The organism is Dechloromonas sp. H13 (assembly GCF_009469615.1).
Lineage (GTDB): Bacteria > Pseudomonadota > Gammaproteobacteria > Burkholderiales > Rhodocyclaceae > Azonexus.
In genome coordinates this window covers 468,670-480,000 of record NZ_SSXX01000002.1, presented here as the reverse complement: position 1 = coordinate 480,000, position 11,331 = coordinate 468,670, and the positions used below count along the sequence as shown (strand labels likewise).

The following is an 11,331-nucleotide window of genomic DNA, read 5'->3' as shown; positions in this document are numbered from 1 at the left end:
ACTTCTGGCGGAACCCGCTCCCATGGTGTGACGGGCGGTGTGTACAAGACCCGGGAACGTATTCACCGCGACATGCTGATCCGCGATTACTAGCGATTCCGACTTCATGCAGGCGAGTTGCAGCCTGCAATCCGGACTACGATCGGCTTTCTGGGATTGGCTCCACCTCGCGGCTTGGCAACCCTCTGTACCGACCATTGTATGACGTGTGAAGCCCTACCCATAAGGGCCATGAGGACTTGACGTCATCCCCACCTTCCTCCGGTTTGTCACCGGCAGTCTCGTTAAAGTGCCCAACTAAATGATGGCAATTAACGACAAGGGTTGCGCTCGTTGCGGGACTTAACCCAACATCTCACGACACGAGCTGACGACAGCCATGCAGCACCTGTGTTCCGGCTCCCTTTCGGGCACTCCCAAATCTCTTCGGGATTCCAGACATGTCAAGGGTAGGTAAGGTTTTTCGCGTTGCATCGAATTAATCCACATCATCCACCGCTTGTGCGGGTCCCCGTCAATTCCTTTGAGTTTTAACCTTGCGGCCGTACTCCCCAGGCGGTCAACTTCACGCGTTAGCTACGGTACTAAATGGTTTTACCCACCCAACACCTAGTTGACATCGTTTAGGGCGTGGACTACCAGGGTATCTAATCCTGTTTGCTACCCACGCTTTCGTGCATGAGCGTCAGTATCGACCCAGGGGGCTGCCTTCGCCATTGGTGTTCCTCCACATCTCTACGCATTTCACTGCTACACGTGGAATTCCACCCCCCTCTGCCGTACTCTAGCCTTGCAGTCACAAGCGCAGTTCCCAGGTTGAGCCCGGGGATTTCACGCCTGTCTTACAAAACCGCCTGCGCACGCTTTACGCCCAGTAATTCCGATTAACGCTCGCACCCTACGTATTACCGCGGCTGCTGGCACGTAGTTAGCCGGTGCTTCTTATGCCGGTACCGTCATCCGCACAGGGTATTAGCCCATGCGATTTCTTCCCGGCCGAAAGAGCTTTACAACCCGAAGGCCTTCTTCACTCACGCGGCATGGCTGGATCAGGGTTGCCCCCATTGTCCAAAATTCCCCACTGCTGCCTCCCGTAGGAGTCTGGACCGTGTCTCAGTTCCAGTGTGGCGGATCATCCTCTCAGACCCGCTACAGATCGTCGCCTTGGTAGGCCTTTACCCCACCAACTAGCTAATCTGATATCGGCCGCTCAATCAGCGCAAGGTCTTGCGATCCCCTGCTTTCCTGCGCACAGAATATGCGGTATTAGCGCAACTTTCGCTACGTTATCCCCCACTGAAAGGTACGTTCCGATACATTACTCACCCGTTCGCCACTCGCCGGCACCCGAAGGTCCGCTGCCGTTCGACTTGCATGTGTAAGGCATGCCGCCAGCGTTCAATCTGAGCCAGGATCAAACTCTTCAGTTCAATCCAACTTAACTCGCAATTCACTGACGGTAGATTTCTCTACCTCGATGGATCTCTCCATCCGTGTGATTGCCTTAATACTTTGTTGCGACCGAAGTCGCTTCACATCAAGGCACCCACACCTATCGGTTGTTCAAGTTTTTAAAGATCGTTTGCCGCGCCGTTTCGTTTGATTCGTCAGCAGCAGAGAAGCGAAATTATGAAGCACTCTCTACATCTCGTCAAGCACTTCGTACAACATTTTTTCCGCCCCCCTCTCCGCCGCACCCGCCAAAAACCCCGGCACCGCAGAGAGGTGCGCATTATATACACATCAAAAAAGACGTCAACAGACTTATCGGATTTTCGACAAAAAATGACCCCGGAATTTCTTCCGGGGTCCAACCGAGGTTGCTACAGAGAGAGACGGATTGCCGTCAGGCGTAAGTCGGGGCGAAGGCGGCTTCGGGATTGGCGACCGGCCCCTTCTCGCTCCAATAGGGAGAAAGCTTGCGCAACTGGGCGACGATGGGCGGCACTGCCGCGATCACCCGGTCCACTTCCGCTTCGGTGTTATAGCGGGACAGCGAGAAGCGGATGGTGCCGTGAGCGGCCGTATAGGGAATGCCCATCGCGCGCATCACATGCGAAGGTTCGAGCGACCCCGAGGTACAGGCCGAGCCCGAGCTGCCGGCGATGCCCATCTTGTTCAACAGCAACAGGATGGCTTCGCCTTCTATATATTCGAAGGCAATGTTGCTGGTGTTGGGCAAGCGGTTGCCAGTGTCGCCGGTCGGGAAGCAATGGGTGATCTGGCTGAGGATGCCTTTTTCCAGCTTGTCGCGCAGACGCCGGACCGTGGTGTTCTCCTCTTCCATGTGCTGCATGGCCAGTTCGCAGGCAACGCCGAGGCCGACGATGGATGCCGAGTTCTCGGTGCCGGCCCGCCGCCCCCGTTCCTGGTGGCCGCCGCGCAGCAGCGGGCGGAAGCGGCAGCCGCGGCGCAGGTAGAGGACGCCGATGCCCTTGGGCGCGTGCAGTTTGTGGCCGGAAAGCGAAAGCATGTCGATCCTGGTGTTCTTGAGATCGATGGGAATCTTGCCGACCGCCTGCACCGCGTCGGTGTGGAACATGATGCCCTTTTCGGACGCCAGCGCAGCCATTTCCTCGACCGGGAAGATGGTGCCGGTCTCGTTGTTGGCCCACATCGCCGAGACGATGGCGACGCGGTCGTTCAACAGGGACTTGTATTCGTCCATGTCGATGCGGCCCTTCTTGTCCACCTTCAGCTTGTGGACGATGTAGCCTTCCTTTTCCAGCCATTCGCACAGCGTCAGGATGGCCGGATGCTCGACGACGGTGGTGATCACCGTATTGCGGTCCGGCTGCGCCTTGAGCGCGGAGAGGATGGCCGTCGAATCGGACTCTGTGCCGCAGGAGGTGAAGATGATTTCCGAGTCGTGCTCGGCGCCGAGCAGCGCTTGCACCTGGCCGCGGGCCTTCTTCAGCGCCTTGCCGACTTCGCTGCCGAAGGCGTGGATCGACGAGGCGTTGCCGAAATGCTCGGTGAAGAAGGGAAGCATGGCTTCGACCACGGCGGGATCGCAGCGCGTGGTGGCGTTGTTGTCCAGATAGATCGGTTCCATGGCGCTGTCCTTTGCAATTTCTGTTGGAGTTTGTGTGTAGTGCTCAGGCTTCGACCGGCATGTGCGACGACGGCAGCACCTGCACCAGTTCGCCGAGCGTTTCGATCATCTTCTGCTGGATGCCGCCCAGGGTGGCCGCTTCCATCATGCAGCCGGAGCAGGCGCCCTTCAGGTGCACGTAGATCTTCTTGCCCTGGACGTCGGCCAGCTCGACATCGCCGTGGTCGCGCTGCAGCATCGGACGGACCGATTCCAGCACTTCCTCGATCTTCTTGATCTTCTCGACGATCGACAGCTTCTTGCTCGGCGGCTTGGGCGCTTCCGGCGTCGCCGGGCAGGCCGGCGGCGGCGACACTTCGCCGGGGCCGGCGCGTTCGGCCTTGATCTTGGCGAGGATTTCCTCGATGCCTTCATGGCAGGCCGCGCAGCCGCCACCGGCCTTGGTGTAGAAGGTCACTTCCTCTACGGTATTCAGGTCATTGGCCTTGACCACGTCCTCGATCATGACGGCGTCGATGGCGAAGCACTTGCAGATCAGGGCGCCCTCCTCGTGGTCGTCAGACCATTCCTCGCCGCGGTAGTTGGCGATGGCGGCCTGCAGGGCTTCGCGGCCCATCACCGAGCAGTGCATCTTTTCCGGCGGCAGGCCGTCGAGATAGTCGGCGATGTCCTGGTTGGAAACCTTCAGGGCATCGTCCAGCGTCATGCCCTTGATGATCTCGGTCAGCGCCGACGAGGAAGCGATCGCCGAACCGCAGCCGAAGGTCTGGAAATGCGCGTCCTGGATGATCTCGGTTTCCGGTTCGACCTTCAGCATCAGGCGCAGCGCGTCGCCGCACTGGATGGAACCGACATCGCCGATGCCGTTGGCTTCTTCCAGCGGACCGGAGTTGCGCGGATTGAAGAAATGTTCGCGGACCTTGTCAGAGTATTCCCACATGGCGAGCGCTCCTTAGACCGAGAAAGAGGAACCGCAGGAGCACTGCGAGCTGGCGTTCGGGTTGTCGAACTTGAAACCGGTATGGGTGAGGGTGTCGACGAAATCAATATTGACGTTGTCGATCATCGGGAAGGTCATCGGATCGACCAGCAGCTTGACGCCTTCGACCTCGAGTTCCCAGTCGTCGTCGGCCTTCTCGGCTTCGAGTTTCATGCCGTACTGGAGGCCGGAGCAGCCACCGCCCGAAATCACCAGGCGCAGGCCGATGACCGGCGTTTCGGAACCGCGGATAAAGCGTTGGACAGCCTTGATGGCAGCGGGGGTCAGATTGATCATGGCGATTCTCCCAGAGTAGATGGGCTGTTCATTGCAAGCCCTGTGCCATCCCGCAAAACCACTACAACCAATTGAATTCATTGAATTGTTCGCCGAACCGGCGTTGTCGCATTTGCGACAATCAACCGAGGACGTGTTCGTAGGCGCGCCGCAGCAGGTTGCGCTCGACTTCGCTCAGGAGACGCGATTCGGTGATCGCGATGAAGCGGCTACGGGTCCGCTCGGCCGCCGCGAAGGGTGGATCGATGTCGGCAAAGGCGGCAAGCAGCACCGGCACGTCGCCGGCCGGCGTATCGACCCAGGCGCTGAACTCGGCCACCGGCTCGATGGCGCCTTCGGGCAGGCCGAGGTGGATTTCCGCCTCGCGCACGACGGCAGTCGGATGAAAACGAAGGGTCGGCGAATAGTCCTCGTCGCGCAGCGCCGCGAGGGCCGGCAGGGGGCTGAAGGCGATGACGCCGGCGCTGAAGCAGAGAAAGCGGACGCGCCCGCTGGTCCTGTGTTTGTGCATCAGGATGAGGCGGGGCAGAACGCTCATCGCCTACTTCAGGTAGTCGGCGATCACGGCCTCGCCGCGCAGTTGCTGCGGTCGACCCCAGATTTGCACCGAATCCACATAGCTGTCCCCGTTGGCCGGATGTGGCAGCAGTACCTGGTATTCGGCGAAGACGCGGCCGTCGGGAAAGAAGGTCGCCTTGCCGAAGCGCTGGCCGCCACGCCAGTAGGCGACGACGCTGACCTCCTGCGAGAACGGATCGGTCGTTTCCTCGAATGTCGCAGCGGCCCAGACCGGCTCGTCGCCGATCGATAACCCAAGTTTTTCCACCTGGCCGCGCAGGGCGCTGCACACCGCCTCGCCCTGCGCGGCCATGGCGGAAACTTCGGAAAGCCGCGGCATGCCTCAGGCCGGCGCGTAGGTGTAGCAGTCCTTCGGACAGACACGCCCGCAGGAGCCGCAGCCGATGCAGTCCATGGGATTGGCGAGCGACATCACCATCATGTTGTCGTCGTCATCGTCATCGTCGTCATCGAGTTCGCGCTCGACCAGGTCGAGCACGTTGCGCGGACAGACCTTGTAGCAGCGGCCGCAGCCGATGCACTTGGACTGGTCGAGATGAGTGGCGAATTGCGGCGTCCATTCGACGCCGCCGCGGGTGAGTCCGGTAATCATGCGGGTTGTCCTTTCTGGGCGGCGGCCAGGCGGGCGTTGGCATCGGCCCAGGCCTGGCAGGCCTCGAAGGTGGATTGGGCGATGCCGGGAATCTCCTGGTAGGCCGCCGGCAGGCGATCCTCCACGAGGTCGTGCATCTGCGAGGCCCACTCGGAAGCGATGCGCTTCAGCTTCTTCACTTCCTTGTCGAGGGCGGCGATTTCTTCATCGCTCATCACTGCCTCCGCTTACAGGCCGGCGACGGCCGGATACTGGCCGATGCGCTCGAGGGCGACGCCGAGGATCTTGTCGGCCTCGTCCTTCATCTTGGACAGGCTGGCGAAACCGAAGCGATGCACGTCGCGCAGGGTGCGGTCGACGGCGACCAGCTTGCCGACGGTGATCAGGGCGCGGCCGAAGCCTTCGTGCGTCAGATGCACCAGCGGCACGGCGAGCAGCTTGCACTCCTTCTCGATAAGCACGGCGATGGCGTTGTAGAAGGCCTTGACGCGGGCGATGGTGACGTCGTCCGGATCACCGACGAGCGGAATCTCGGCCTTGCGCTCCTTGGTCAGCACGTAGGGATCGAGGATCTTCTCGACGCTCCAGCCCTGGTAGGTGCCGTAGGTGTCGAGGGCGCGCATCTGGCGGGCCATCTCCTTGATGAAATCGGTGTCGAGGATGGGGTCGCGTTCGAGTATGGCTTCGCTCATGGTCTTACTCCTTGGGGAATGCGTTGGAATGGTTGGAAAGCGGAATCAGCTGCGGCGCCGGCAGCAGGCCGGGCGCCAGCCCGATGACGAGGCGGGCGATGGCCAGCGCGACCAGGAAGCCGGCGATGGCCCCGAGCGCCGTGGCGCCATCGGAACCTTCGAGCAGCGAGCCGAGCCAGGCGCCGAACAGCATGGCGAAGGCCGGAAACAGGTAGCCGAGCAGCGCCGACAGCGTCAGCTTGCTCTCGGGCAGGCCGATCAGCACGAGGTCGCCGGCCTTGACGTCGCCGCCGACCGGCAGGGTGAGCAGGGTCGCCGGCCGGCCGCCGGCCATCTTGCCGATGCCGCAGCTGCTGCCCTGCCCGCAGGACGAGCAGCCCGCCGTCTCCATGGCGACGATGGCCTTGCCGCCCTCGACGCGCTGGACGATGCCGCGGTGTTCGATCATTTTGGCGCTCATCCCTCCCACCCCTCTTCTTCCATGCTGGCGAAGCGGTCGGCATCGCCGGCCCTGGTCTGGGCGGCGATGGCGCGGTCGATCCAGGTGACGCCGCCGGCGCTCATGGCCCGGGAAATCTCGCCCAGGAGATCGTCGACCGCATCGACCTCGTCGACGCGGATCGGCTGGATGCCCTTGGCCATCAGCTTCTTGATCGCCGAGGCGCCGATCGCCATCACGTACACCGCGGCGCAGCCGGCGAGGAAATCGACCTTGGCGCCCAGCTTGTCCTCGTTGCCGTCCATCGCCTCCTCGGCGAACTCGGCGACGCCGACCAGGGTCGCCTTGTCCGGCGTCACTTCGTAGACCACGAAGCCCTCGGCGGCGCCGAAGTGCTGGTTGACCCGGGTCCGGTCGGTGGAGGCGAAGGCGACCTTGAGCACGGCTTCCGGCTCCTGCTTAATGGACCAGACCAGCTGCAGACGTCGAGAGGACATGGCGCTCACCGGGGCGGGAATCGGCCCAGTAGATTGATCGATAGGGTTCGAGTTCATGGTGTTGTCCCAGCATGAGATTGGCGAGATCGAACAGGGCCTGCCGCGTGCCGCGGTAGCCCACCCAGGTGCGGGCATAGCCGCCCACGTGGTCGTATTGCGGAAAGCCGGCGCGCAGCAGCGGCAGGCCCAAGCGGCTCGCCGTTTCGGCGGCATGGGAGTTGGCCATGATGAATTGCGCGGCGCCCTCCCTGGCCTGCTTTTCCATGTCTTCGAGGTCGCCGATGATGACCTTTCCAATCGGCAGGCCGGCCAGGCTGTCGTGCTTGTGCGGGCTGACGGCGGCGACGATCTCGGCGCCCATGCCGGTCAGGAAGCGCACCTGCATGCCGAGCAGGTCGGGGTCGGCGGCCAGCGCGACGCGGGCAAAGCCGATCATGAAGTGGCAGTCGACCATCGCATCCTGCAACTGGGCGCGCTGGCGCTCCAGCCTTTCCGGCACCGGCTTGCCGGAAATCTCCGCCAGCGCCTGCGTGAATTCGTCGCAATCGTCGAGGCCGAGCAGGCCGGCGAAGCGGTAATCGGGCACCCCGGTACGTTTCTTCAGGATGTCGGCCGCCTTGTTCAGCGACGGCCCGACCACGAGGGTTGCGGTCGACTCGCCCATGATGCCGATTTCCGAACGCGGCGTACCGCCGAGGGTCAGCGACGATGTTTCCGCCTCGACCAGGTGGCCGTCGAGCGAATCGCCGATGTCCGGCACGACGATGGCGCGCAAGCCGAAGGCCTCGATCCACTCCCTGATCGCCTCGATGTCACCCGGCGTCAGCATCGCCGAAGCCAGCACATTGACCTGCTTCGGCCGCTTGCCGGCGCTCTGGCCTTCCGGCACCAGCGTTTCGATCAGCGATTCGATGGCCAGTGCGTAGCCGCTTTCCAGGCAGCCGACGTAATCCGGCGTATTCACCGGGACCACGGCGACGTGGGCGAACTCCGGGTGCGCGGTGCGGAAGTCGCGCAATGCCCGCCGGATGTCGGTGCCCTGGGTTTCCGAGAGGCCGGTGGTGACCAGCCCGATGATGTCCGGCTTGCTCTTGTCGGACAGCACGCGCAGCGCCTCGACGATGTTCTCGTCAGCGCCCATGATGGTCGATACCTGATCCATCGCCGTCGTCTGCAGCGGAATCGGCTCGCGGAAGTGGCGCACGAAGAAGACCTTGCCGAAGGCGGTGCACCCCTGCGAGCCGTGCATCAGCGGCAGGCTGCGGGCGAGGCCGAGGAAGGCCAGCGAGGCGCCGACCGGCTGGCTGACCTTGAGCGGATTGACCGCCAGCGCCTTCTTGGAATGGACGATTTCTGCCATGTCGCGCTCCTCAGGCCGCCAGCACGGTGCCGGGACCGCTCTGCCGGGCCCACGGCGCCGGCTTGCGCACCGCCTGCCAGACCGGGCTTTCCATCGACAGCGCCAATTGCCGCGCCAGTTCGACCATGCCGGTGTAGCCGGCGTAGCCGAACTCGCGTTCCTGGTTGATGTCGAGGAAGGGAATCCGCGCCTTGAGCGCCGTGTAGAGGTTGCGGCCGCCGGCGATCAGGATGTCGGCCTTGTACTCGTGGTAGGTGGACAGCAGCGCCTTCGGACTGCCGTCGTCGATCATCTTGGTGTCCTCGCCCATCAGTTCGCGGATGCGCGCCTTGTCCTCTTCCGTGGACTTCTTGGTGCCGGTGGCGACGACCTTCATGCCGAGATCCTGCAGCGCCGAGACGATGGACCACGACTTGACGCCGCCGGTGTAGAGCAGCACGCGCTTGCCGGTCAGGCGCTCGCGCCACGGTTCGAGGGTGGCCTTCGACTTCGCTTCCTCGCGGGCGATCACCGCCTCGGTACGCGCCGTCAGGTCGGGATCGCCGAGCATCCGGGCGAAATCGCGCAGCGCGTTGGACATGTCCTGGACGCCGTAGAAGCTGCCCTCGAAGAACGGGATGCCGAAGTTGTCTTCCATCTTGCGCGCCACGTTGAGCAGCGCCTTGGCGCACACCACCATGTTCACCCGGGCGCGGTGCATGGTCTGCACCTCGTGGAAGCGCGAGTCGCCCGACAGGGTGCACAGGATGCGCAGGCCGAGTTCGTCGAACAGCGGCGCGACATGCCAGAACTCGCCGGCGATGTTGTATTCGCCGATCAGGTTGACGTCGTAGGTCGGCAGCCCGTCGGCGCGCGGCGCGGCGGGCACCGGCTCGCGGGTGCCGATGACGTGCTTGAACATCGCCTCGCCGGCCAGCCGGTTGCCGAGGTTCTTGGTGCCATAGAAGCCGGCGGCATCGACCGGCACGACCGGAATGCCGGCGCGCTCGCTGGCCGCCTTGCAGACGGCGTCGACATCGTCGCCGATCAGCGCGGTGACGCAGGTGTTATAGACGAAGACCGCCTGCGGCGAATAGCTGTCGACCGCCTGCTTGATGGCATGGAACAGCCGCTTCTCGCCGCGGCCCATGACGACGTCGGTCTCCGACAGGTCGGTGGTCATGCCGATGCGGTAGAGCGTGGCGCCCGAGGAACGCGTGCCGCGGTTGTCCCACGACGAACCGGCGCAGGCGATCGGCCCGTGCACGATGTGGGCGACGTCGGCGATCGGCAGCAGCGCGATCTGTGCGCCGTCGAAGGAACAGCCGCCGGCGGTCGCGCCCGGTTTGGGCTTGGCGCAACCCGACTTTTCCTTCTTGTTGTGGCTACAGGCCGGCTCGTCGAGCAGGGCCTGGATTTCGCTGGCTTTCATGCTGTTCTCCAGAGGTCCGGACAGCATTTAGCAAGACGGGTGCCACCTTCAATTCATTGTTTTACAAAGGTTTTCAAGGCACGGGGATTGTCACGAATGCGACAATCCCCGGCCGGCGCGACAAATCGCCTTACAGGGCGAGCTGGTCGCGCAGCCTGGCCAGCAGCTTGGGCCCCATGCCCTTGGCCTTGCACACTTCGTCGAGGGTGGCATACGGCCGGGCAGCGACGATGGCGCGGGCGACGGCGGGCGGCAATCCCTTGACGGCACTCAATTCGGCCTCGCTGGCGGTGTTGACCGAAACCGCCTTGCCGCTTGCCGGCTTGGCGGCGCCCACCTTGCCGGCCGGCTGCGCGGCAGGCTTTTCGGTCCTGGCAGCCGGCGCCTTGGCGATCTCGGCGGGCTTTGCCGCAACTGCCGGCCTCGCCGCGGCAGCGGGTTTCGCTTTAACGAGCGTCGCGGCAGCAGCAGCCGTGCCCGTGACCGCCGGTTTGGCTGCGGTCGCCGGCTTCGCCACGACGGCCTTTTCAACCGTGGCCGGTGCGGCGGCGAAATTGCGGTAATCGCGCGTCACGTAGCCGGCCGGCGTCCATTCGCGCAGCATCACGGTCAGCGCGGCACCCGCCGCCGGCATGGCGCCGGACAGGGTGAACCGGTTGGCGGACCACTCGCCGCTACCGCCCAGCACGCCGAGGACGAGGCTGGCCACCGGGCTGCCCGACCAGCTGCCACCGGCATAAGGCGCATCCAGCGCCCAGACTTCGAGGACAAGCGTGCCGCTCAGGTTGTCGGCCGCGCGCGGATTGGCGATGGTCTCGATCGCCAGTTCGACGGCGCCATCGGCCACCTTGCAGTCGACCTCGCCGACCAGGCGCGGCTGCAGGAAGCTTTCACCGGCCGGATAGACCGCCAGATCGCGGACCTGCGGCCGGCCGTCGGCGGCGCGGGCGACCAGCGCCAGGGCGAGCGACTGGCTGGCCGGGCCGGCCGGCGGCATGGCGCTGCAGTAGCCGCTGGCCCAAAAACGGCCGGGCAGCGGCTGGATCGGCAATTCGGCGACCTTGACGCCGGCCGGCTCGGCGCCGGCAAATCCGCGGTCGCTGGCCCACAGCTGCAGCGCCCAGGATTGCGCCGCCGTCAGTTCGGCGTCGGAAAAATCGATCTCGGCGTTGAGGTGGACGAAATCGCCGTCGAAGCGGTAGCCATGCGTTTCGCCGAGGCGGGTGGCGGTGTCGGGGGAGGAAATCGGGGTCATGAACGCAACCTGTTCTTGCTTTGAAAGGGCGCGCATTATAGGTGCTAAATATTGTTCTTTTTCATGCAGTTACATTAAATTTTCAGGGCACCGACATGGTGCAGGAAATGCTCGTTTTTTGTCGCAAACACGACATGAAAAAAGGGGCTCCGCAGAGCCCCTCCTGATCCTTGCC

13 protein-coding genes and 1 rRNA gene (1 of these 14 only partly in view) are annotated in these 11,331 nt (G+C 63.5%); all 14 read right to left on the bottom strand.

Annotated features, from left to right (window positions below; genetic code table 11):
* Window positions 1-1,430: ribosomal RNA gene (locus GH660_RS06920) — 16S ribosomal RNA — on the bottom strand; it reaches 106 nt to the left of the window's first position.
* Window positions 1,431-1,846: 416 nt separating this feature from the next.
* Window positions 1,847-3,055, bottom strand: coding sequence for a cysteine desulfurase NifS (gene nifS, locus GH660_RS06915; protein ID WP_153145913.1), 1,209 nt, complete (start codon window positions 3,053-3,055; stop codon window positions 1,847-1,849).
* Window positions 3,056-3,098: 43 nt separating this feature from the next.
* Window positions 3,099-3,995: a Fe-S cluster assembly protein NifU gene (gene nifU, locus GH660_RS06910; RefSeq protein WP_153145912.1), complete on the bottom strand. Its 897-nt coding sequence runs from the start codon at window positions 3,993-3,995 to the stop codon at window positions 3,099-3,101.
* Window positions 3,996-4,007: 12 nt separating this feature from the next.
* Window positions 4,008-4,331, bottom strand: coding sequence for an iron-sulfur cluster assembly accessory protein (locus tag GH660_RS06905; RefSeq protein WP_153145911.1), 324 nt, complete (start codon window positions 4,329-4,331; stop codon window positions 4,008-4,010).
* A 121-nt stretch (window positions 4,332-4,452) separates the two neighbouring features.
* Complete coding sequence (locus GH660_RS06900) at window positions 4,453-4,869, bottom strand: hypothetical protein (RefSeq protein ID WP_153145910.1); 417 nt, start codon at window positions 4,867-4,869, stop codon at window positions 4,453-4,455.
* A 3-nt stretch (window positions 4,870-4,872) separates the two neighbouring features.
* Window positions 4,873-5,229: a hypothetical protein gene (locus tag GH660_RS06895; RefSeq protein WP_153145909.1), complete on the bottom strand. Its 357-nt coding sequence runs from the start codon at window positions 5,227-5,229 to the stop codon at window positions 4,873-4,875.
* 3 nt (window positions 5,230-5,232) lie between these two features.
* Complete coding sequence (gene fdxB, locus GH660_RS06890; protein ID WP_153145908.1) at window positions 5,233-5,502, bottom strand: ferredoxin III, nif-specific; 270 nt, start codon at window positions 5,500-5,502, stop codon at window positions 5,233-5,235.
* Entirely contained in the window at window positions 5,499-5,717 is a 219-nt protein-coding gene (locus GH660_RS06885; protein ID WP_153145907.1) for a CCE_0567 family metalloprotein, read from the bottom strand. The genes fdxB and GH660_RS06885 overlap by 4 nt, the downstream gene beginning before the upstream one ends.
* 12 nt (window positions 5,718-5,729) lie before the next feature.
* The gene (locus tag GH660_RS06880) at window positions 5,730-6,194 is read right to left on the bottom strand and encodes a NifX-associated nitrogen fixation protein (RefSeq protein ID WP_153145906.1); all 465 of its coding nucleotides are present in this window, start codon (window positions 6,192-6,194) and stop codon (window positions 5,730-5,732) included.
* 4 nt (window positions 6,195-6,198) lie between these two features.
* Window positions 6,199-6,654, bottom strand: coding sequence for a SoxR reducing system RseC family protein (locus GH660_RS06875; RefSeq protein WP_153145905.1), 456 nt, complete (start codon window positions 6,652-6,654; stop codon window positions 6,199-6,201).
* Window positions 6,651-7,130, bottom strand: a complete 480-nt coding sequence (locus tag GH660_RS06870; protein WP_153145904.1) for a NifB/NifX family molybdenum-iron cluster-binding protein — start codon at window positions 7,128-7,130, stop codon at window positions 6,651-6,653. Before GH660_RS06870 ends, GH660_RS06875 begins: the two co-directional genes overlap by 4 nt.
* On the bottom strand, window positions 7,093-8,490 hold the full coding sequence (nifN, locus tag GH660_RS06865; protein WP_153145903.1) for a nitrogenase iron-molybdenum cofactor biosynthesis protein NifN: 1,398 nt from the start codon (window positions 8,488-8,490) through the stop codon (window positions 7,093-7,095). The genes GH660_RS06870 and nifN overlap by 38 nt, the downstream gene beginning before the upstream one ends.
* A 10-nt stretch (window positions 8,491-8,500) precedes the next feature.
* Complete coding sequence (gene nifE / locus GH660_RS06860; protein ID WP_153145902.1) at window positions 8,501-9,901, bottom strand: nitrogenase iron-molybdenum cofactor biosynthesis protein NifE; 1,401 nt, start codon at window positions 9,899-9,901, stop codon at window positions 8,501-8,503.
* Between the two features lie 130 nt (window positions 9,902-10,031).
* Window positions 10,032-11,156, bottom strand: coding sequence for a helix-hairpin-helix domain-containing protein (locus GH660_RS18145; protein ID WP_194266245.1), 1,125 nt, complete (start codon window positions 11,154-11,156; stop codon window positions 10,032-10,034).
* Window positions 11,157-11,331: the final 175 nt, after the last annotated feature.